The organism is Bradyrhizobium huanghuaihaiense, assembly GCF_007830635.1.
In the GTDB taxonomy this organism is placed as follows: domain Bacteria; phylum Pseudomonadota; class Alphaproteobacteria; order Rhizobiales; family Xanthobacteraceae; genus Bradyrhizobium; species Bradyrhizobium huanghuaihaiense.
Genome location: NZ_VLLA01000013.1, coordinates 1 through 19714, shown reverse-complemented (window position 1 = coordinate 19714; position 19714 = coordinate 1). Strand labels below are relative to the sequence as shown.

The 19714-nt window shown below is 64.8% G+C and carries 19 protein-coding genes; 11 read left to right on the top strand and 8 right to left on the bottom strand.

The window, feature by feature from the left end:
- Nucleotides 1-6: 6 nt before the first annotated feature.
- Both IQ16_RS24495 and IQ16_RS24490 read right to left on the bottom strand, forming a co-directional pair.
- On the bottom strand, nucleotides 7-1263 hold the full coding sequence (locus IQ16_RS24495) for a M20/M25/M40 family metallo-hydrolase (protein WP_018646817.1): 1257 nt from the start codon (nucleotides 1261-1263) through the stop codon (nucleotides 7-9).
- 87 nt (nucleotides 1264-1350) lie between these two features.
- Nucleotides 1351-2220, bottom strand: coding sequence for a sigma-70 family RNA polymerase sigma factor (locus IQ16_RS24490; RefSeq protein WP_018646818.1), 870 nt, complete (start codon nucleotides 2218-2220; stop codon nucleotides 1351-1353).
- Between the two features lie 99 nt (nucleotides 2221-2319).
- On the opposite strand from IQ16_RS24490, the gene IQ16_RS24485 reads away from it, so the two are divergent.
- On the top strand, nucleotides 2320-2775 hold the full coding sequence (locus IQ16_RS24485) for a carboxymuconolactone decarboxylase family protein (protein ID WP_145831811.1): 456 nt from the start codon (nucleotides 2320-2322) through the stop codon (nucleotides 2773-2775).
- Here IQ16_RS24485 and IQ16_RS24480 read toward each other — a convergent pair.
- Both IQ16_RS24480 and IQ16_RS24475 read right to left on the bottom strand, forming a co-directional pair.
- Nucleotides 2659-3471 (bottom strand): alpha/beta fold hydrolase, encoded by an 813-nt coding sequence (locus IQ16_RS24480; protein WP_018646820.1) that lies wholly within the window; start codon nucleotides 3469-3471, stop codon nucleotides 2659-2661. The two genes, IQ16_RS24485 and IQ16_RS24480, sit on opposite strands and share 117 nt — an antisense overlap.
- 2 nt (nucleotides 3472-3473) lie before the next feature.
- Nucleotides 3474-4292 carry an alpha/beta fold hydrolase gene (locus tag IQ16_RS24475; protein ID WP_018646821.1) on the bottom strand — a complete coding sequence of 273 codons (819 nt, stop codon included), beginning with the start codon at nucleotides 4290-4292 and terminating at the stop codon, nucleotides 3474-3476.
- Nucleotides 4293-4429: 137 nt separating this feature from the next.
- On the opposite strand from IQ16_RS24475, the gene IQ16_RS24470 reads away from it, so the two are divergent.
- Nucleotides 4430-4972 carry a methylated-DNA--[protein]-cysteine S-methyltransferase gene (locus tag IQ16_RS24470; RefSeq protein ID WP_026312583.1) on the top strand — a complete coding sequence of 181 codons (543 nt, stop codon included), beginning with the start codon at nucleotides 4430-4432 and terminating at the stop codon, nucleotides 4970-4972.
- A 179-nt stretch (nucleotides 4973-5151) separates the two neighbouring features.
- On the opposite strand, the gene IQ16_RS24465 is transcribed toward IQ16_RS24470, so the two are convergent.
- On the bottom strand, nucleotides 5152-6696 hold the full coding sequence (locus IQ16_RS24465; protein WP_018646823.1) for an acyl-CoA synthetase: 1545 nt from the start codon (nucleotides 6694-6696) through the stop codon (nucleotides 5152-5154).
- Between the two features lie 205 nt (nucleotides 6697-6901).
- Nucleotides 6902-8074, bottom strand: a complete 1173-nt coding sequence (locus tag IQ16_RS24460; protein WP_018646824.1) for an acetyl-CoA C-acetyltransferase — start codon at nucleotides 8072-8074, stop codon at nucleotides 6902-6904.
- A 236-nt stretch (nucleotides 8075-8310) separates the two neighbouring features.
- Between IQ16_RS24460 and IQ16_RS24455 the strand changes: the two genes are divergently transcribed.
- From IQ16_RS24455 to IQ16_RS24420, 8 genes are all read left to right on the top strand, one after another.
- Nucleotides 8311-8889, top strand: coding sequence for a TetR family transcriptional regulator (locus IQ16_RS24455; RefSeq protein ID WP_244635836.1), 579 nt, complete (start codon nucleotides 8311-8313; stop codon nucleotides 8887-8889).
- A gap of 67 nt (nucleotides 8890-8956) precedes the next feature.
- On the top strand, nucleotides 8957-9715 hold the full coding sequence (locus IQ16_RS24450; RefSeq protein ID WP_018646825.1) for an SDR family NAD(P)-dependent oxidoreductase: 759 nt from the start codon (nucleotides 8957-8959) through the stop codon (nucleotides 9713-9715).
- Nucleotides 9716-9907: 192 nt separating this feature from the next.
- Nucleotides 9908-10714: an enoyl-CoA hydratase/isomerase family protein gene (locus IQ16_RS24445; protein WP_018646826.1), complete on the top strand. Its 807-nt coding sequence runs from the start codon at nucleotides 9908-9910 to the stop codon at nucleotides 10712-10714.
- Nucleotides 10715-10757: 43 nt separating this feature from the next.
- On the top strand, nucleotides 10758-12629 hold the full coding sequence (locus IQ16_RS24440) for an AMP-binding protein (RefSeq protein ID WP_018646827.1): 1872 nt from the start codon (nucleotides 10758-10760) through the stop codon (nucleotides 12627-12629).
- A 113-nt stretch (nucleotides 12630-12742) separates the two neighbouring features.
- Nucleotides 12743-13870, top strand: a complete 1128-nt coding sequence (locus IQ16_RS24435; protein ID WP_018646828.1) for an acyl-CoA dehydrogenase family protein — start codon at nucleotides 12743-12745, stop codon at nucleotides 13868-13870.
- 122 nt (nucleotides 13871-13992) lie between these two features.
- Nucleotides 13993-15237, top strand: coding sequence for an acyl-CoA dehydrogenase (locus tag IQ16_RS24430; protein ID WP_018646829.1), 1245 nt, complete (start codon nucleotides 13993-13995; stop codon nucleotides 15235-15237).
- Between the two features lie 136 nt (nucleotides 15238-15373).
- Nucleotides 15374-16618, top strand: a complete 1245-nt coding sequence (locus tag IQ16_RS24425; RefSeq protein ID WP_020608076.1) for an acyl-CoA dehydrogenase — start codon at nucleotides 15374-15376, stop codon at nucleotides 16616-16618.
- 140 nt (nucleotides 16619-16758) lie between these two features.
- Complete coding sequence (locus tag IQ16_RS24420) at nucleotides 16759-17457, top strand: nitroreductase (RefSeq protein ID WP_018646831.1); 699 nt, start codon at nucleotides 16759-16761, stop codon at nucleotides 17455-17457.
- A 67-nt stretch (nucleotides 17458-17524) separates the two neighbouring features.
- On the opposite strand, the gene IQ16_RS24415 is transcribed toward IQ16_RS24420, so the two are convergent.
- Together IQ16_RS24415 and IQ16_RS24410 are read right to left on the bottom strand one after the other, a co-directional pair.
- Entirely contained in the window at nucleotides 17525-18073 is a 549-nt protein-coding gene (locus tag IQ16_RS24415; RefSeq protein ID WP_018646832.1) for a sigma-70 family RNA polymerase sigma factor, read from the bottom strand.
- Nucleotides 18073-18306 carry a NepR family anti-sigma factor gene (locus IQ16_RS24410; RefSeq protein ID WP_018646833.1) on the bottom strand — a complete coding sequence of 78 codons (234 nt, stop codon included), beginning with the start codon at nucleotides 18304-18306 and terminating at the stop codon, nucleotides 18073-18075. The genes IQ16_RS24415 and IQ16_RS24410 overlap by 1 nt, the downstream gene beginning before the upstream one ends.
- Before the next feature lie 221 nt (nucleotides 18307-18527).
- Here IQ16_RS24410 and IQ16_RS24405 point away from each other — a divergent pair, with 221 nt between their 5' ends.
- Entirely contained in the window at nucleotides 18528-19334 is an 807-nt protein-coding gene (locus IQ16_RS24405; protein WP_026312585.1) for a response regulator, read from the top strand.
- Nucleotides 19335-19714: the final 380 nt, after the last annotated feature.

The following is a 19714-nucleotide window of genomic DNA, read 5'->3' as shown; positions in this document are numbered from 1 at the left end:
CGGCGCCTACTTCTTCTTGCCCTGCTCGATCAGCATCCGGCTCATCAGATAGAGCCGCGGCACGATCGAGTTGGTGTCGATGAACTCGTCGCGGGCGTGATAGCCGAAGCCGGCGAGGCCAAAGCTCTCGACCACCACCGCCTTGCCGCTGCGATTGGCATAGCCGGCGTCAGTGGCGCCGCCGGTCATCTCGGCGATGTCGAGCTTGCGGTCGATCTCGGCATAGATCGCCTGTCCCATCTCGGCCAGCGCGCGGCCGCGATCAGTGGCGACGAAGGGCGGGCGGCCCGGCGTGATCGTCACCGTCGTCTCGGTGTCGGGCACCAGCTTGGTCTTCAACTTCTCGTCGATCGCCGCCCGCAATCTGGCGACGCCGTCGGGAATGGTGAGGCGGACGTCGCCGCCGGCCTCGGCGTTCTCCGGGATCTGGTTGCGCACGGTGCCCGCCTGCGCCGTGGTCCAGTTGAGCTGCGTGCCCGGGATCGACTTCGCAACGTCCCTGGTCTGCACCAATTGATGCGCAAGCTCGATCAGCGCGTTGCGGCCGAGATCGGGCGCGGCCCCCGCATGCGAGGCGCGGCCCTTCACCTGCATCTTGGCGATCGCAGTGCCGCTCGCGCCGAGCAGCAGCCCGTCATTCTTGGCGACTGGCGCTGCCACCGTCGGCTCGCAGGAGAGCACGACGTCGTGCTTGTCGGCGAGCTCGGCGATGATCTCGCCAGATCCGGGCGAGCCCACCTCCTCGTCCGGATTGAACGACACGGTGAGCGTCGCGTAGTCCGTCCAGCCGGCATCCTTCAGCATCTTGAGCGCATGCAGCACCACGGCGATGCCGCCCTTGTCGTCTGCGATGCCGGGACCATAGATGCGGTTGCCGTCGATACGGTACGGCTCGCTTGCGAGGATGCCGCGCTGATAGACCGTGTCCATATGCGCGATCAGCATCAGCTTCCGCGTGCCCGTGCCCTTGAACCTCGCGATCACCATGTCGGCGCCGGCGCCCGCCGTGGTCTTGCGCCGCTCCGTGGCCGCGCCGAGCGCCTTCAGGCGTCCTTCCGTGAAGTCGGCCATCTTCTTCAGGCCTTCGACGTCGCTGCTGCCGCTCTCGATCATCACCATGTCGCGCAAGGTCTCGATCAGCGGCGCCTTCTCCTGCTCGGCGGCGGCCTTCAGCTTCTCGTCGGCGGCCGCGAATGCGGACGTAGCGCCGGCGGCAAGGCCGAGCAGCGACAAAGCGAGCAGCGGCGTGAAGCGGAAAGTCATGACTTGCGTCCTCTTGCCTCTCGCGCGCGGGCACTGCGCGATTATGCGGAAAGCCTAGCACCCGCAACGGCGCGATGCCACGCCGGCCTAGCGCTCCAGCACCTCCACCTCCATCGTCGCGATCTGGTCCGCATCGGCCACCGCATCGATCCCTGCGATCCGGTCGCCGTTGAAGGTCACGCGCAGCGTGATGCGCAATTGTCCGTCGAGGATGACGGCAACGCCCATCTCGCCGTCGACCAGCGCCGTGCGCGCGGCCTGCGCGCGGCCCCTGTAGAGTTGCGCGACGGCGTCGGCGCCGCGGATCTCGGCCAGCGTGCCGAGCCGCACCGCGGCCTGGTCGGCGCGAAACACCACGTCGGGATCGAGCACGGCGAGCAGGCCCTCGAAATCGCCTTCACGCGACGCCTTGAGGAATGCATCGACGATTCCGCGTTGATGCGACATGTTTGCTTCGGGCACCGGCGCGCCCTGCACGCGCCGTCGCGCACGGCTCGCCAGTTGCCGCGAGGCGTCGACCGAGCGGCCGACGATCGGCGCGATCTCCTCGAAGGGGACTGCGAACATGTCGTGCAGCACGAAGGCCAGCCGCTCGGCCGGCTGCAATGTCTCCAGCACGACCAGCAGCGCCGCGCCGACGGAATCGGCCATCTCCGCCTCGTGCTGCCGCGTTTCGTCGACCGGCTCCGGCACGTGCGGCCCCATCGGATCCTCGCGGCGCGATTTCCGTGCGCGCAGCATGTCGAGGCAGATGCGCGCGACCACGGTCGTGAGCCAGCCGCGCAGATTCGCGACGTCTGACATGTCGTAGCGGCTGACCCGCAGCCAGGCCTCCTGCACGGCGTCGTCGACCTCGGCGCGGGACCCCAGCATCCGGTAGGCGACCGCGCGCAAACGATCCCTGTCGGCTTCGAACTGGCGCGCCAGAAAATTTTCTTCGAAGTTTTTTTGGGTCATCGGTCACATTCCCTCATCGCGATCCGTCATGCCCATGACGAAGCCAATCCGGCCGATGTGACCGGAACCTTCGAAATTCGAACGATGGAGACGAAAAAGATGCACGCCCGCATGAATCACCCTGTCATGGTCCTGCCCGAGGCCATGAATGTCCTGCAGTCCCTCGGCAATCTGACCAAGCAGGGCCTGCCGGAAAAGCTCCTGGAACTGGTGCACCTGCGCGCCAGCCAGATCAATGGCTGCAGCGTCTGTGTCGACATGCATCCGAAGGTGGCCCGCAAGCTGGGCGAGAGCGACGAGCGCCTGTTCGCCGTGTCGGCCTGGCGCGATGCGCCCTATTTCTCCGAAGCCGAGCGCGCCGCGCTGGCGCTGACCGAAGCCGTCACGCGCCTCGCCGGTGAGGCCTTTCCTTCTCTCTTCCGGTACGCGAGGAGAGAGCTACTCCGCCAAAAACCTGCTCACGACCTCGCCGAACTCCAGCGGCGCCTGCTCGAACATCCAGTGGCCGGCGTTTGGAATCACCGCCGTCTGTGCGCCTGCGATGTGCTCGGCTAGCACGCGCCACATCACCGAGAGGCTTCCGGTCGTCGCCCCGCCACCGATCAGCAGCGTCGGCGTCATGATCGCCTGCGCATCGGCGAGCGTGTAAGGCCGGCGCTGCTCATTGATCTGACCGAGGAAGGTCAGTGCGTTGTCGCGCAGTTGCTGCTTGGCCGCCGCCGGCACGCGCCGCCAGGAGCCGTCGCCTTCGATGCCCTCGTAGAAGTTCTGTAGAGCGCCCTCGAGGTCGCCGGCGCGGATCATCTCGACCGAGCGCACTGTCCGCGCTGCCAGCGGCGGATGCGCGGGCGTGCCCTCGGGCACGGGCAGGCTGGCGTCGAGATCGCCGCCCGGTTCGGCCAGCACCAGCTTTCGCAGCAGATCAGGCCGCGCCTGCGCGACGCGAAACGCGATGTGGCCGCCACGCGAATGGCCCATCAGGTCGACCGGGCCGGGCTTCACCTGCTCGATGAACGCGATCATGTCCGAGACGTGCTGGGCCATCTTGTAGTCGTCGCCGGCGGCGTCCCAGTGCTCCGGAAAGAAATGCCGCAGGCTGACCGAGATCACGCGATGATTCTTCGAGAGCGGGCCGAGCACCGAATACCAGGTACGGAAGTCCCCGAGCGTGCCGTGCACGCAGACCAGCGGCGGGCCCTCTCCCACTTCGAGATAGGCCATGTCGTAACCGTTGACGGGAAAGCTCTGCATGATCAGCTCGCCAGAAAGTCGAGAACCACTTCGGAATATTTCTGCGGCGCCTGCTCGAACATCGGATGTGTCGCGTTCGGGATGATCGCCGTCCTGGAATAGGGAGCGTGCGCGGCCAGCGCATGCAGCACCTTCGGTAAGAGGCCCTTGGTCCGCGCGCCCAGGATGAACAGCGTCGGCATCTTGATCTGCTCCGCATCCGCCTTCGAGAACGGCGGGCGATCGTCGCGGACCTGGCCGATCAGCGTGTAAGCGTTGTCGCGCAAATTCTGCTTCACCATTGCCGGCAGCCGCGGCCAGGTGCCGGCGCCTTCCAGCGTGTCGACGAAGACGGCGAGGCCGCCGTCGACATCGCCGGCCGCGATCTTCTCGGCCGACGCCGTGAAGCGCGCCAGCAGCGGCGAGGGGCCGCCGACATGGTCAGGGTCGAGGCTCGCATCGAGCTCGCCGCCGGGTTCGGCCAGGATCAGCCGTCGGAGCAGATCCGGCCGGCGTTGCGCTACGCGGAAGCAGATGTGCCCGCCGCGGGAATGCCCCATCAGGTCGACCGGGCCGAGGTCGAGTTTTTCGATGAAGGCGATGACGTCGTCGACGTGCTGGGCGATCGAATAGGTGTCGCCCACACCGTCCCAGCGCTCCGGAAAGAAGTGCCTCAGGCTGACCGCGATCACCCGGTGCCGCTGCGTCAGCGGCCCCAGCACGCAGCCCCAGATACGGAAGTCGGAGAGCGATCCATGCACACAGACCAGCGGCGGGCGGCCTCTGTCCTCGCCCACGTCGAGATAGGGCATGTCGTATCCGTTGACGTGGAGGCTTTGCATTCTGGGCTCGCAAGAGGACTGGAACTCCTGTGCAAGATTCCCGGAAACCGGGTGGATCGCAACTATTTCCAAGCCTAGATTTGGGCCGAGATCACATTGGGGGCATGCGACAAGGACGCAAGCTCAGGAACCAAGCCATGACCGACCAGCATTTTGCCCTGTTCGACACCAGGATCGGCCTCTGCGCCATCGCCTGGGGCCCGCGCGGCATCAACGGCACGCAATTGCCGATGGGCGGCGAAGAGAAGATCCGCACCCGCATCAGTCAGCGCCACACTGATGCCACCGAAGCCGAGCCGACGCCCGAGGTGCAGCAGGCGATCGACCGCATTGTCAAGCTGCTCGCCGGTGAGCCCGACGATCTCACCGACATCCCGCTCGATCTCGACGGCGTGCCCGACTTCAACCGCGGCGTCTACGAGATCGCCCGCGCCATTCCGCCGGGCAAGACCGTCACCTATGGCGACATCGCCAAGCAGCTCGGCGGCGTCCAGCTGTCGCGCGACGTCGGCCAGGCGCTCGGCCGCAACCCGTGTCCGATCGTCGTGCCCTGCCATCGCGTGCTGGCTGCCGGCAACAAGCCCGGCGGCTTCTCGGCGAATGGTGGCGTGGTGACGAAGCTGAAGATGCTGGAGATCGAAGGCGCGCTGGTGAATCACACGCCGAGTCTGTTTGATTGATCTCTTCTTCACCCTCCCCTGGAGGGGGAGGGTCGATCGCGCGCAGCGCGAGCGGGGTGGGGTGATCTTTCCACTCGGGCAGTGTTTCGTGTGGAGAGATCACCCCACCCCGCTGCGCATTCCGCTTCGCTGCATGCACAGCGACCCTCCCCCTCCAGGGGAGGGTAAGAAAGAGCGTTCTAAATCTTCGCCGCCGTCTTCGGCCAATATTTGTCACGCAGATGCCGCTTCACCAGCTTGCCGGTCGGCGTACGCGGCAGCTCGGCTTCGAAATCGATCGAGCGCGGGCACTTGATCGCCGAAAGCCGCGTCTTGCAGAATGCGATCAGCTCGGCCTCCAGCGCCTTGCCGGCGCGCGTCATGTCGTGCGGCTGCACCACCGCCTTCACCTCCTCGCCCATCTCCTCGTTCGGCACGCCGAACACGGCGACGTCGGCGACCGCGGGATGGGTGATCAGCACGTCCTCAGTCTCCTGCGGGTAGATGTTCACCCCGCCCGAGATGATCATGTAGGACTTGCGGTCGGTGAGGAAGAGGAAGCCGTCCTTGTCGAGATAACCGACGTCGCCGAGCGTCGACCAGCCCTTGGCGTTGTAGGCCTTCTTCGTCTTCTCGGGGTCGTTGTGATAGGTGAAGGCGGGCGCATCGGCGAAATAGACTGTGCCGATCTCGCCGACCGGTTGCTCCTCGTCGTTCTCGTCCAGAATCTTGATCTTGCCGACCACGGCGCGGCCGACGCTGCCGCGGTGCTCGAGCCATTGTTGCGAGTTGCAGACGGTGACGCCGTTGCCTTCGGAGCCGGCGTAGTACTCGATCAGGATCGGGCCCCACCACTCGATCATCTTCGCTTTCACGTCGACCGGGCAGGGCGCCGCGGCGTGGATCGCGCCCTTCAGCGTCGAAACGTTGTATCGGTTGCGGACCTCGTCCGGCAGCTTCAGCATGCGCACGAACATGGTCGGCACCAGCTGCGACTGGGTGACCTTGTACTTTTCAACCAGCTTCAAGAATTCCTCGGCGTCGAAATGCTCCATGATGATGGAGGTGCCGCCGAGCACGATCGCCATCATGTTGAAGCGCAGGGGAGCGGCGTGATAGAGCGGCGCCGGCGAGAGATAGGTGCTCTCCGCGTTCATGCCGCACATGTCGGCGCAGAGCACGCGCAGGAAGGCGTTCGGTACGTCGATCCTGTTGCCCTCGAACGTCTTCTTGATGCCCTTGGGCCGACCGGTCGTGCCCGACGAATACAGCATGTCGTAGCCGGCGACCTCGTCGGCGATCGGTGTGATCGGCTGCGCGGCGGCCTCCTTGTCGTAGGAGCGGAAGCCGGGCAGCGGCTCGTCCATCATGTAGAAGATCGGCTCGCCAGGGGTGCCCTTGATCAGGGCCTTGATCTGGTCGGCGCATTTCGGCGTGGTGATCACGACCTTGGCGCCGCAATCGCCGATGATGTAGTCGATCTCGTCCTGCTTCAGATAGCGGCTGATCGCGGTGTAATAGAGCCCGCTGCGCTGTGCCGCCCAGCAGAGCTCCATGAAGGCGAGACGGTTCTCCATCAAGAGCGCGATGTGGTCGCCGGCCTTCAGCCCGAGCGAGCGGAAGAGATGCGCGCCCTGGTTCGAGAGCTCGTCGAGCTCGCGATAGGTGATCGCCTTGCCGGTGCCAGCCATCTGGTAGGCGATCTTGTCGGGCGTGGTCTTCGCGTAGACGGAGGGGTGAGTCATGGTCGAGATCTCGCAACAAAAGCGGTGTCACCCCGGCCTAGTGCGCAATTGCGCACGGGGGGCCGGGATCCATAACCACCGAACCAAATTGTTGGAACGCGATGTCGCCCCAGCTCGCCCTAACCACGCACTCCGTGGCTATGGGTCCCGGCCTTCGCCGGGACGACACCTTTTTTGTGGCAACGCCTAAGCGGTGCAACGTCGACTACAGCCGCTCCACGATCGTCACGTTGGCCATGCCGCCGCCTTCGCACATGGTCTGCAAACCATAGCGCTTGCCGCGCTGGTGCAGGGCGTGGACCAGCGTCGTCATCAGCTTGGTGCCGGAGCCGCCGAGCGGATGGCCGAGCGCGATCGCGCCGCCGTTGACGTTGAGGCTGTCAGGATCGGCGCCGGTGGTCTTGAGCCAGGCGGTCGGCACCGAGGCGAAGGCTTCGTTGACCTCGAACAAATCGATGTCGCCGATCTTCATGCCGGCTTTCTCCAGCGCGCGCTTGGTGGCGTGCAGCGGCGCATCCAGCATGATGACGGGATCGCCGCCCATCATGGTCATGTGATGGATGCGGGCGAGCGGCTTGACGCCGAGTTGCTTCAGGCCCTTCTCGTTCACCACCATGACGCCGGAGGCGCCGTCGCAGATCTGGCTGGCGCTGGCTGCGGTGAGCTTGCCGTTCTCGGCAATCAGCTTGACGCCCTTGATGCCTTCGAGCGTGGCATCGAAGCGGATGCCTTCGTCGATGTGGTGGGTGTCCTTGCTGCCGTCGGCCCTGACGATCTCGAGCGGCACGATCTCCTTCTTGAAGTGACCGGCTTGCGTCGCCGCGATCGCGCGCTGATGGCTGTTATAGGAGTATTCGTCGAGCTCGTCCTTGGAGAGGCCGTAGCGCTCGGCCATCATCTCCGCGCCGGTGAACTGGCTGAACACGATGTTGGGATATTTCGCCTCGATGCCCGGGCTCTTGTAATTGCCAAAACCATTCTTGGCCGGAAGCTGCGACGACAGGCCCATCGGCACGCGCGTCATGGATTCGACGCCGGCGGCGATCACCACGTCCATCGTGCCGGACATCACGGCTTGGGCTGCGAAGTGCAGCGCCTGCTGCGAGGAGCCGCACTGGCGGTCGATCGAGGTGCCCGGCACGCTCTCCGGCAGTTTTGATGCCATGATCGCGTTGCGCGCGACGTTGTTGGACTGCTCGCCAACCTGCATCACGCAGCCCATGATCACGTCCTCGACCTGCGCGGGGTCGACCTTGGTGCGGTCGACCAGCTCGTCCAGCACTTTCGCGGCGAGATCGGCCGGATGCCAGCCGGCGAGGCGGCCCCCCTTGCGCCCGCCGGCGGTACGCGCGGCGGCGACGATGTAAGCCTCGGCCATGTCGGTTTCTCCCTGAATTTCTTCTCGATGGTTTGATTGTCGGGGCGGATTAAACGGGCGCGAGATCATTTAGTCAATCGATCAATTAACTCTTGTGATGAGGCGCTGCTTGGGCTTATCTGCGACCCGCTTCAGCGGCCAAAACAGGGATTTCCGTGGTTACCAGCGTACCGAACCGGCTCCCCAGCGGAAAAAATTCCACGGCAGAGAAATTGCTCGTGGCCGCGAGCGAGCTGATGATCGAACGCTCCTCAATCGAGATCTCGCTCTCCGACATCGCGCAGAAGTCGGGCGCCAACGCCGCGCTGGTCAAGTACCATTTCGGGAACAAGGACGGCCTGCTGCTGGCGCTGCTCGAGCGCAATGCCGCGACCGAGCTCTCCAATCTCGAATATCTGCTGGCGCAGCCGATCACGGCGACGGCGAAGCTGAAGCTGCATATCGGCGGCATCATCCGCGCCTACTACCGGTTCCCCTACATGAACCGGCTGATCCATTATCTTCTGCACGAGACCAGTGCAGGGTCGGCCGACGAAGTTTCGAAATTCTTCGTCGCACCGCTGCTCGATTTTCACCGCCGTCTGCTCGCCGAAGGCGAGAGCAGCGGCGAATTCCGCAAGACCGATCCGGTGCTGTTCTACACCAGCCTGATCGGCGCCTGCGATCACCTGTTCTTCGGCCGGCACGCGATGTCCCGCGCGACCGGCGTCGGCCCGGTCACCGACGAAGTCTGCCGGCAATACATCAAGCATATGGAAACGCTGATCTGCGGCGGCATCCTCACGCAAGCCGGGGAAGCAGCCGCTGCCGGATGATCCGGCCAACACTTCATAAGTCTAGAGAAGAAACGTCCAAGGAAAAGGTAGAGGAAAGGTACAAGCGATGCAGTTGAAAGACGTAGCCGTTCTCATCACCGGCGGTGGTTCTGGCCTTGGTGCCGCGACCGCCCGCGCCATGGCTGCCAAGGGCGCCAAGATCGGCGTGATCGATCAGAGCAAGGAGAACGCCGAGAAGGTCGCCACTGAGGTGAAGGGCGTTGCGCTGCATGCGGACGTCACCAGCGAGGAGCAGATCAAGGCGGCGATCGCGAAAGCAGAAGCCGCGCATGGTGTTGCCCGCGTGCTGATGAACTGCGCCGGCATCGGCGGCTCGCAGCGCATCGTCGGCCGCGACGGCGTCTATCCGCTCGAAAAATTCGCGCGCATCATCAACGTCAACCTGATTGGAACCTTCAACTGCCTGCGGCTGTTCGCCGAGCGCCTCGTCACGATCGAGCCGGTCGGCGAAGAGCGCGGCGTCATCATCAACACCGCCTCGGTTGCGGCCTACGAAGGTCAGATCGGCCAGATCGCTTATTCGGCCTCGAAGGGCGGCGTCGTCGGCCTCACGTTGCCGGCCGCGCGCGACCTCGCGAGCCAGAAGATTCGCGTCAACACCATCGCGCCTGGCCTGTTCTTCACGCCGCTGTTGATGGGTCTGAACGAAGAGGCCCGCAAGAGCCTCGGCGCCCAGGTGCCGCATCCCTCGCGCCTCGGTGATGCCAATGAATATGGCATGCTCGCGGTGCACATCGTGGAGAACCCGATGCTGAACGGCGAGACCATCCGCCTCGACGGCGCCATCAGGATGGCGCCAAGGTAGAGCAGGCTCGCTTTTTACCCTCCCCTGGAGGGGGAGGGTCGGCGCGAAGCGCCGGGGTGGGGTGATCTCTCCACTCGGGCAGCGTTGGTTGGGGAGAGACCGTCACCCCACCCCGCTCGCGCTGCGCGCGATCGACCCTCCCCCTCCAGGGGAGGGTGGCAGTCCGGCTCATGATTGATGTGCGAGGCTCCCATGTCCCAACCGCTGCTGATCGAGCATCACGACGGCGTCGACCGGGTGACGCTCAACCGACCTGAAAGTCTCAACGCGCTCGATCCCGCGCTGATCGACGCACTCAACGTCTATTTCCAGGGCCTGCAGCGCAACCGCGACACGCGCGTCGTCGTGCTCAGGGGCGCAGGCAAGAATTTTTGTGCCGGCCTCGATCTCAAGGCCGCGATGGCGCGTCGTGCCGGGCAGCAGGAGCTGCCCGGCGTCACGGAGTCCTTGGACTCGCAGCGCCGCATCGCCGACATCGTGATGCTGATGCGGCGCTGTCCGCAGCCGATCCTGGCGCTGGTGCAGGGCGCGGCGGCCGGCGGCGGGTTTGCGCTGGCGCTGGCGTCCGACATCCGCATCGCCGCGAAGTCGGCGCGGATGAACTGCGCCTTCATCAAGCTTGGCCTCGGCGGCTGCGACATCGGCACCAGCTATTTCCTGCCGCGTCTCGTCGGTGTCTCCGTCGCCTCCGAGCTGATCCTCACCGGGCGTTTCATCGGTGCCGAGCGGGCGCTTGCGGTCGGGCTGGTCTCGGAGGTCGTCGACGAGGACAAGCTCGATGATGCGGCCGAGCCTTATGTCGATGCGATGATGACGGCGTCGCCCGTGGGGCTGCGGTTGTCGAAGGAATGTCTCAACATGAGCGTGGATGCCGGTTCGCTGGAAGCTGCGATCGCGATGGAGGATCGCAACCAGGTTCTGTGCAGCCGCTCGGAAGAGTTTTCGGAGGGCATCAGGGCCTTCCTTGAGAAGCGAAAGCCTGTCTATATCAAGCGCTGAACCACGAAGATCCGCAAAGGACGATAATTCCGGGAGACGCAAAATGAGTGGAAGCGCGGCGGCGGTGATGACGAAGCCCGCCTTTCGCAAAGTCGAATGGCTCAAGCGCGACATCGACGTCGAGCGCCGCGCCGACGGCACGGTGGTATTGAAGTCGCGCATTCCGCTGCAAGCCTACGAGACGCACATCCCGGCGTCGCTGGCGAAATGGGCCAAGGAAGCGCCCGGGCGCATCTGGCTCGCGCAGCGCGGCGGCCCCAACCGCGAATGGCGCAAAGTGTCCTATGGCGAAGCCAAGCGCACCGTCGATGCGCTGACGCAAGGCCTACTCAATCTCAAGCTCGAGGGACGGCCGGTCACGATCCTGTCCGGCAACTCGGTCGAGCATGCGCTGATGACGCAGGCCGCGATGCAGGCGCGCGTCCCGGCTGCGCCGGTGTCGCCGGCCTACTCGCTGATGAGCCACGATCACGTCAAGCTGAAGTACCTGTTCGACCTGGTCAAGCCGGCCGTGGTGATGGTGCAGGACGGCCCGATCTTCGAGAAGGCGCTGAAAGCGCTCGATCTCACTGGCGTTACCGTCGTTCACGTCGCGCGGCCGTGCGACGGTATCAGGAGCGTCAGTTTCGCCGAGCTCGCGGCAACGCCCGTCACCGCCGACGTCGAAGCGTCGATCGCAAAAATCACGCCGCAGACTGTCGGCAAGCTGCTGTTCACGTCGGGCTCGACCGGCATGCCCAAGGCCGTCATCAACACGCAGGAGATGATGTGCGCCAACGCGGCGATGATGATGCAGGTGCGGCCGCGCACGCCTGACGGTCCAATTTCGACCATGCTGGACTGGATGCCGTGGAATCACACGATGGGCGGTAACGCGGCGTTCCACCCTGTGCTGGTCGATGGCGGCACGCTCTATATCGACGACGGCCGGCCGATGCCGGGCCAGTTCGAGGAGACGCTGCGAAACCTGCGCGAGATCTCGCCGACCTACTACGCCAACGTGCCCGCCGGCTATGCCGCGCTTGCGGCTGCGATGGAGAAGGATGACGCGCTGTGCCGCTCGTTCTTCAAGAACCTGTCGATCATGGCGTATGGCGGCGCGCGGCTGCCAGACGATCTCTACGAGCGCATGCAGGCGCTGGCGGTGAAGACCACCGGCGAGCGCATCGTGTTTTACACCGGCTGGGGTTCGACCGAGACCGCGCCGACCTCGACCGGCACCTATTGGGACACCGAGCGCGTCGGCCTGATCGGCCTGCCGTTTCCCGGCGTCGAATTGAAGATGGTGCCGTGCGGCTCGAAATACGAGCTGCGCCTGCGCGGCGTCAACGTCACGCCCGGCTACTTTGGTCAGCCTGACCTGACCAAGAAGATGTTCGACGAGGAAGGTTTTTACTGCATCGGCGATGCCGGCATCTTCGTCGACGATGCCGATCCGGTGAAGGGTATCATCTTTGCGGGGCGCGTGGTCGAGGACTTCAAGCTCACCACCGGCACCTTCGTGCATGTCGGCTCGCTCCGCACCGACGCGATCGCGGCGGCGACGCCCGTCGTGCATGATGCGCTGGTCGCGGGACAGGATCGCGCCTTCATCGGCCTGCTCGCCTGGCCGAACCTGCATGCCTGCCGTCAGCTCGTCGGCAATCCCGATCTGAGTTTTGCGGATGCGGTGAAGCACCCTGACGTGCTCGCCTGCTTCAGGCGCGGGCTGGAGACTCACAACCGGGAGTGCGAGGGCGCCAGCAGCCGCATCATCGCCCGCGCCATGCTGATGGTCGAGCCGCCCTCGATCGACGGCAACGAGCTCACCGACAAGGGCTACATCAACCAGCGCGCCGGCCTCGAACGCCGCGCCGCGCTGGTGGAGCGGCTCTATGCCGATGAGCCGGATCAGGATGTGATCGTGCTGAAATAGCAACTCGTAGGATGGGTAGAGCGCAGCGAAACCCATCGCTCCTAGTCAGACAATTGATGGGTATCGCTTCGCTCCACCCATCCTACAGAACGCCAATAACAGGGTAGCCCGCCATGAACTTCGACTTCTCCGACGACCAAAAACAGCTCCGCGACCAGGCGCGCAAATTCCTCGCGGAAAAATGCTCGCCCAAGGCGGTCCGCGTCGTGCTCGACGGCAAGGCGCCCTATGACAAGGAGCTGTGGAAGGGCCTTGCCGAGATGGGCTTTCTCGGCGTCGCCATCCCCGAGGACTTCGGCGGCGCAGGCGCCGGTCATCTCGAGCTTTGCGTGATCGCGGAGGAAATGGGCCGGGCCAACGCGCCGGTGCCGTTCTCCTCGACCGTCTATCTCGCCGCCGAAGCGCTGCTGATCGCCGGCAGCGACGCGCAGAAGAAGAAATGGCTCCCGGCCATCGCCGCGGGCGAGGCGATCGGCACGCTGGCGCTGTTCGAGGGCAAGGGCAATCCATCGCCGAAGAACGTCAAGCTCACGGCTGCGAACGGCGTGCTCAACGGCGTCAAGAAGCCGGTCGCGGATGGTGCCGTCGCCGACTTCGCCGTGGTGGCCGCGCGCACGGGATCAAGCGGGCGCGACAGCGACATCTCGCTGTTCCTGGTCGACCTCAAGGCAGGTGGCGTCGAGGTGAAGAGCCTCACCAATCTCGATCCGACGCGCGGACAGGCCGAGTTCACCTTCAAGGACGCTAAGGCCGAGCCGCTCGGCGCCGCCGGCGATGGCTGGAGCATCTTGACCCAGGTGCTCGACCGCGCCGCGGTGCTGTGCGCGTTCGAGCAGGTCGGCGGCTCCGACCGCGCGTTGGAAATGGGCCGCGACTACGCGCTCGACCGCATCGCCTTCGGCCGTCAGATCGGTTCGTTCCAGGCCGTCAAGCACATGCTCGCCGACATGTATGTCTCGGCGACGCTGGCACGCTCCAACAGCTATTACGGCGCCTGGGCGCTCTCGACCAACGCGGCCGAGCTGCCGGAAGCTGCTGCCGCCGCGCGCATCAGCGCGACACAGGCGTTCCAGCACTGCGCCAAGAACAACATCCAGGTTCACGGCGGCATGGGCTTCACCTGGGAGTTCGACTGCCACATGTACTACCGCCGCGCCAACGCGATGGCGCTGGGCTTGGGCAGCTTGTCCTATTGGGAAGACCAGCTGATCGACCGCATGCGGAAGAAGAACGCGGCGTAACGACAGTGCGTAGGATGGGTAGAGCGAAGCGAAACCCATCGCCACGCAAGAATTGGAAGAGATGGGTTTCGCTGCGCTCTACCCATCCTACGAGATGAACGGCGCGGCCGAGGACTGACACCATGAACTTCGACGACACCCCGCAGGAAGCCGAATTCCGCGCCACTGCCCGCGCCTGGATCGGTGCCAACGCTCCGAAGCAATACGAGGAGGAGCTGCGCAAATCCTCGCTCGGCCGCACCGTGCTCAAGAATGCCAACATTCTCGAGGTCGCAAAGGCCTGGCAGAAGAAGAAGGCCGATGCCGGCTGGGCCTGCCTGCATTGGCCGAAAGAATATGGCGGCCGTGGCTCCTCGCCGATCGAGCGCGTGATCTGGCAGCAGGAAGAGGGGCCGTTCGGCCAGTTGTCCCGCATGTTCATCATCGGCCACGGCATGTGCGGACCGACCATGATGGCGTTCGCGCGCGAGGAGCATAAGCGCACCTATCTGCCGCCGCTTGCTTCCGGCGAGAAGGTGTGGTGCCAGCTGTTCTCGGAGCCTGCCGGCGGCTCCGACGTCGCGGGCCTGCGCACCCGCGCCGAGAAGGACGGCGACGACTGGGTCATCAACGGCCAGAAGATCTGGACCTCGGGCGCGCATTATTCCGACTACGGCATCCTTCTGACGCGCACCGATCCGACCGTGCCCAAGCACAAGGGCCTCACCATGTTCTTCCTGGACATGAAGAGCCCGGGCGTCGAGGTCAGGCCGATCAAGCAGGCGAGCGGCGCCTCCGACTTCAACGAGGTCTATTTCACCAATGTCCGCATTCCCGATCATCAGCGCCTCGGCGAGGTCGGCGACGGCTGGAACGTCTCGCTGACCACGCTGATGAACGAGCGCAGCGCGATCGGCGCGGCCGTCTCGACCGGTTTCCCCGAATTGTTCGAGTATTGCTCGAGCCTGATGCTCGACGGCGGTCCGGCGATCGAGGATCGCGCGGTGCGCTCGAAGCTGGCGAACTGGGCGGTGAAGGCGAGCGGGTTGAAGTACACCAGCATGCGCGCGATCTCGGCGCTGTCGAGAGGCGAGCGGCCGGGTCCGGAAAATTCCATCGGCAAGCTGGTTGCGGGGTCGATGATCCAGGATGTCGCAACCTACGCGCTGGACTTGCAGGGTGCGAGCGGCGTTGTCAGCGGCGAGGATGGCGAGCTGGCCGGTCGTTTCCAGGCCATGCTGCTGCGTGCGCCCGGCACGCGCGTCGAAGGCGGCACCGACGAGATCATGCGCAACATCATCGCCGAGCGGGTGCTGGGCCTACCCGGCGATATCCGTGTCGACAAGGACGTGCCGTTCAACAAGATCCCGACGAAGGGAAGAGGCTGATCGTGTCCCGGACGCGGTGCGGTACGAAGTACCGCTCCGCAGAGCCGGGACCCAGAAGGTCACGATGGGCCCCGGCTCTGCAGCGCACCGCTTCGCGCTGCGCAGCGTCCGGGGCACGAGAGAGGAGAGCTCGAAGATGAATTTCGACGACACCCCGCAGGAAGCCGCATTCCGCGAGACCGCGCGCAAATGGGTCGAGGCCAATGCGCCGAAGGAGCTGCATGCCGAGCTGTCAAAGTCCTCGCTCGGCCGCATCCGGCTTGCCAAGCACGACATCGTCGATGTCGGCAAGGCCTGGCAGAAGAAGAAGTTCGAGGGCAACTGGGCCTGCCTGCACTGGCCGAAGGACTATGGCGGCCGCGGCGCGAGCCCGATCGAGCGCGTGATCTGGCAGCAGGAGGAGGGCGTCTACGGCAAGCTGACGCAGCCGTTCCAGATCGGCGAGGGCATGTGCGGCCCGACCGTGATGGCGTTCGGCAGCGAAGATGCCAAGCGCCGCTATTTGCCCAAGCTCGCCTCGGGCGAGGAGATCTGGTGCCAGCTGTTCTCCGAGCCGTCGGCCGGCTCCGACGTCGCGGGCCTGCGCACCCGCGCGGAGAAGAAGGGCGACAACTGGGTCGTCAACGGCCAGAAGATCTGGACCTCGGGCGCGCATTACTCCGACTATGGTCTTCTGATCGCGCGCACCGATCCGAATGTGCCCAAGCACAAGGGCCTCACCATGTTCTTCCTGGACATGAAGAGCCCCGGCGTCGAGGTGCGGCCGATCAGGCAGGCCAACGGCATGCAGGAGTTCAACGAGGTCTATTTCACCGACGTCGTGATCCCCGACATCCAGCGTCTCGGTGCCGTCGGCGAAGGCTGGAGCGTGTCGCTGACCACGCTGATGAACGAGCGCATGTCGATCGGCTCGCGGCTCGCGACCGGCGTGCCTGAGATGTTCGAGTTCTGCTCCAATCTGATGCTGGAGGACGGGCTTGCGATCGACGATCCCGCGGTGCGCTCGAAGCTGGCGAGCTGGGCGGCGAAGTCGAGCGGGCTGAAATACACCAGCTACCGCACCATCTCGGCGCTGTCGAAGGGCGAGCGGCCGGGGCCGGAGAACTCGATCGGCAAGCTGGTGTCCGGCCTGATGCTGCAGGACATCGCGACCTTCGCGATGGACCTGCAGGGCGCGGCCGGTGTTCTCACCGGCAGCGACGAGGAGACGGTGCAGGGCCAGTTCCAGCAGATGCTGCTGTCCTCGCCCTCGATGCGCATCGCCGGCGGCACCGACGAGATTTTGCGCAACATCATCGCGGAGCGCGTGCTGGGCCTGCCGGGTGACATCCGCGTCGACAAGGATGTGCCGTATAACAAGATCCCGACCAAGGGGCGGTGATCTCACGTCTCGCGGTATCTCGTAGGGTGGGCAAAGCGAAGCGTGCCCACCATATGCAGATGCGTCGGGGAAAGTCTGTCGGTGGGCACGACGCTACGCGTCTTTGCCCACCCTACGAAGAGAAAAGCGCGAGCTGATCCATGGACGCACAAGTGAAACAAACCGACCGCATCGGCGTGCTCGAAGAGCTCCTCAACGAGCGCTACTCCGTCCGCGCATTCCTGCCCGAGCAGGTCGACCGCGCGACGATCGAGCACGTGCTGACCACCGCACAGCGCACCGCGTCCTGGTGCAACAGCCAGCCCTGGCAGGTCATCATCGCCAGCGGCGAGGCCAAGGAGCGTTTTCGCAAGGCGATCTACGCGGAGGCCTCGAAAGGCCTCGGCGACGATTACGATTTCATCCCGCCGCGCGAATATGTCGGGGTCTATCTCGAGCGCCGCCGCGAGAGCGGCTTCCAGCTCTACAACACGCTCGGCATCGCGCGCGGCGACAGAAGCGCTTACGCAAAACAGGCGCTGGAGAACTACAATTTCTTCGGCGCGCCGCATATCGCGATCATTCACACCAACGAGCCGCTCGGCATCTACGGCGCGATCGATTGCGGTGCCTATGTCTCCAATTTCATGCTGGCGGCGCAGGCGCTCGGGCTCGGCACGATTCCGCAGGCGGCGCTGGCGCGCCACTCCGGCCTGATCCGCCGCCATTTCAACCTGCCCGACGATCGCCGCGTCGTCTGCGGCATCTCGTTCGGCTATGCCGACCACGCCCACAAGGTCAACAGCTACCGCACCTCGCGCGCGAGCGTGCCTGATACCGTGACGTTCGTGGAGGAGTGAGGACGTACGCGAAGGCGGCCGCGCGAACGGCCGCCTTCACACGTCTGCTGTGGACCCGATGGCTGCGCTATCCGCCGCTGCCGCCGATCACGGCGCGCACGGTCTCGTCAGGCCCGAAGTCTTCGGCGCCGTCGACATAGAGCAGCGCGGCGAGCTTCGAGCGCGCGCGATTGACGCGGCTCTTGATCGTGCCGACCGCGCAGCCGCAGATCGAGGCCGCATCCTCATAGGAGAAGCCGGAGGCACCGACCAGGATCAAGGCCTCGCGCTGGTCCTGCGGAAGCTTCTCGAGTGCGCCGCGAAACTCCTCGAACTCGAGATGCGCATTCTGCGAAGGCTGCGTCTTCAGCGTCTTGGCATAATTGCCCTCGGCATCCTCGACCTCGCGCCGCCGCTTGCGATAGTCGGAGCGAAACAGGTTGCGCAGGATCGTGAACAGCCAGGCCGGCAGGTTGGAGCCGGGCTGGAAGGAGTCGATGTTGGCGAGCGCGCGCAACAGCGTTTCCTGAACTAGATCGTCGGCGCGGTCAGCGTTGCCGCTGAGCGAGATCGCGAACGCGCGCAGACTTGGCACGGCCGCAAGGATGTCGTTACGCAGGGATTCCGTGAGAGGCATTAATCCCTCCCATTGTTGTTGTCGTTGGAGCCCCCATCAATTTCCACTTGGGGTGCGCCTCCCGGCGCATCAAGTTTCTTGATCAGTTCCGCGAACCGGTCCGGAACCCCTTGCCGCACGACGTCGTCGTACATGGCGCGCAGTTGATGCCCGATCCGGGATTGGATCTCCGGAGTGAGGCCTCCCTTGCCGGGGGTCGTGCTTTTGCTGGCTTGAGACTTGAGATCTTTCATGACCTGTTCCACGTTTCCCCGAGTTAAGTTACTGTAAATTCGAGAAGTTTTCTCAACCGGGAGCCGTTCCCTGGATAGGCACAATTCCAGGTTCGTCAAAAAGTTCCCCCTGTCGCGGAACTTTTCTTGTCCTGAGGCGTAGTCAGCCCAGCAGGGGAACCCGGGCCTCCCCTCGTTGTTCCTGTTTCTCTGAGGTCGGCCCGAAGATGAATGGAGTGGGGATGTCCCGTTCACAGCTTGTCGCTGAACACTTGCCGTTGCTGCGCCGGTACGCACGCGCCCTGACGGGCAGCCAGGCCTCCGGTGACGCCTATGTCGCAGCCATGTTGGAAGCCATGCTGGGAGATCCGTCGGTCCTCGACGAGAGCCATGGGCCCCGCGCGGGCCTGTTCCGGCTGTTCACCCAGATCTGGAATTCGGTGTCCGTCAACGACGATGCCGAGGTGACGACCCTGCCGATGCCGCCCGAGCGTCGGCTGTCGAACATCACGCCGCTGCCGCGGCAGGCATTCCTGCTGCTGTCGCTGGAGGGATTTTCGGAAGAGGAAGTCGCCTTCATCCTCAGCACCGACGTTGCCGAGACGCGGCGTCTGGCGGATGCCGCAGGGCGCGAGATGGCGGCCGAGATCGCCACCGACGTACTGATCATCGAGGACGAGACGTTCATCGCCATGGACCTCGAGAGCCTGGTGAAGAATCTCGGCCACAATGTCGTCGGCGTCGCACGCACTCATGCCGACGCGGTGGCGCTCGCCAAGAACAAGCGGCCCGGCCTGATCCTCGCCGACATCCAGCTCGCCGACGGCTCGTCGGGGCTTGATGCCGTCAACGAATTACTGCGCACCTTCGAGGTGCCGGTGGTGTTCATCACTGCCTATCCGGAGCGCTTCCTCACCGGCGAACGCCCGGAGCCGGCATTCCTGATCTCAAAACCGTTCCAGCCGGCGATGGTGTCGGCGGTGGCGAGCCAGGCGCTGTTCTTCCAGCGCAACTCGCGCAACCGCGCGCCGAAGGTCCCGGCGGCGTAAGGAAGCTCGTATCGAAAAACAGAACGGCGCGCTGCAAGGCGCGCCGTTTTTCGTTGTGTGCCGAGTATGAGCGACAGCTTGGAGGTGGAAGTCCTCTATCCAGCCTGATGGCGGCGAAGGATTAGCGAAGCGCAAGGGCGTCATCGTGAGGTGGGGTCTGAAGAAAGCGTGGAGCAAAGCCGCGGCCCGATGGACAAACACCGGATAACGAGGCCTACCCGGCCGGACGAGCGAGCAATTGATCGCGAAGTCCAAGGTCATCAAAGGTCGGGGTGGTAAATTCGGCGGGCGTGCGGTGAAGGCGGTCGGTCTTACCTCGGGAGGTCTGCGCTGTGTCTCGGCAACGAGACTGAGACCGTCGCAAGACGGCCTGACCGCAG

What these genes read in the sequence shown, in the direction of transcription:
- IQ16_RS24410 (WP_018646833.1), bottom strand. Translation starts at nt 18,306, where the DNA reads ATGAAAGATCTCAAGTCTCAAGCCAGCAAAAGCACGACCCCCGGCAAG.
- IQ16_RS24445 (WP_018646826.1), top strand. Translation starts at nt 9,908, where the DNA reads ATGTCCCAACCGCTGCTGATCGAGCATCACGACGGCGTCGACCGGGTG.
- IQ16_RS24430 (WP_018646829.1), top strand. Translation starts at nt 13,993, where the DNA reads ATGAACTTCGACGACACCCCGCAGGAAGCCGAATTCCGCGCCACTGCC.
- IQ16_RS24435 (WP_018646828.1), top strand. Translation starts at nt 12,743, where the DNA reads ATGAACTTCGACTTCTCCGACGACCAAAAACAGCTCCGCGACCAGGCG.
- IQ16_RS24470 (WP_026312583.1), top strand. Translation starts at nt 4,430, where the DNA reads ATGACCGACCAGCATTTTGCCCTGTTCGACACCAGGATCGGCCTCTGC.
- IQ16_RS24495 (WP_018646817.1), bottom strand. Translation starts at nt 1,263, where the DNA reads ATGACTTTCCGCTTCACGCCGCTGCTCGCTTTGTCGCTGCTCGGCCTT.
- IQ16_RS24485 (WP_145831811.1), top strand. Translation starts at nt 2,320, where the DNA reads ATGCACGCCCGCATGAATCACCCTGTCATGGTCCTGCCCGAGGCCATG.
- IQ16_RS24465 (WP_018646823.1), bottom strand. Translation starts at nt 6,696, where the DNA reads ATGACTCACCCCTCCGTCTACGCGAAGACCACGCCCGACAAGATCGCC.
- IQ16_RS24425 (WP_020608076.1), top strand. Translation starts at nt 15,374, where the DNA reads ATGAATTTCGACGACACCCCGCAGGAAGCCGCATTCCGCGAGACCGCG.
- IQ16_RS24440 (WP_018646827.1), top strand. Translation starts at nt 10,758, where the DNA reads ATGAGTGGAAGCGCGGCGGCGGTGATGACGAAGCCCGCCTTTCGCAAA.
- IQ16_RS24405 (WP_026312585.1), top strand. Translation starts at nt 18,528, where the DNA reads ATGTCCCGTTCACAGCTTGTCGCTGAACACTTGCCGTTGCTGCGCCGG.
- IQ16_RS24460 (WP_018646824.1), bottom strand. Translation starts at nt 8,074, where the DNA reads ATGGCCGAGGCTTACATCGTCGCCGCCGCGCGTACCGCCGGCGGGCGC.
- IQ16_RS24490 (WP_018646818.1), bottom strand. Translation starts at nt 2,220, where the DNA reads ATGACCCAAAAAAACTTCGAAGAAAATTTTCTGGCGCGCCAGTTCGAA.
- IQ16_RS24415 (WP_018646832.1), bottom strand. Translation starts at nt 18,073, where the DNA reads ATGCCTCTCACGGAATCCCTGCGTAACGACATCCTTGCGGCCGTGCCA.
- IQ16_RS24420 (WP_018646831.1), top strand. Translation starts at nt 16,759, where the DNA reads ATGGACGCACAAGTGAAACAAACCGACCGCATCGGCGTGCTCGAAGAG.
- IQ16_RS24475 (WP_018646821.1), bottom strand. Translation starts at nt 4,292, where the DNA reads ATGCAAAGCCTCCACGTCAACGGATACGACATGCCCTATCTCGACGTG.
- IQ16_RS24480 (WP_018646820.1), bottom strand. Translation starts at nt 3,471, where the DNA reads ATGCAGAGCTTTCCCGTCAACGGTTACGACATGGCCTATCTCGAAGTG.
- IQ16_RS24450 (WP_018646825.1), top strand. Translation starts at nt 8,957, where the DNA reads ATGCAGTTGAAAGACGTAGCCGTTCTCATCACCGGCGGTGGTTCTGGC.
- IQ16_RS24455 (WP_244635836.1), top strand. Translation starts at nt 8,311, where the DNA reads ATGATCGAACGCTCCTCAATCGAGATCTCGCTCTCCGACATCGCGCAG.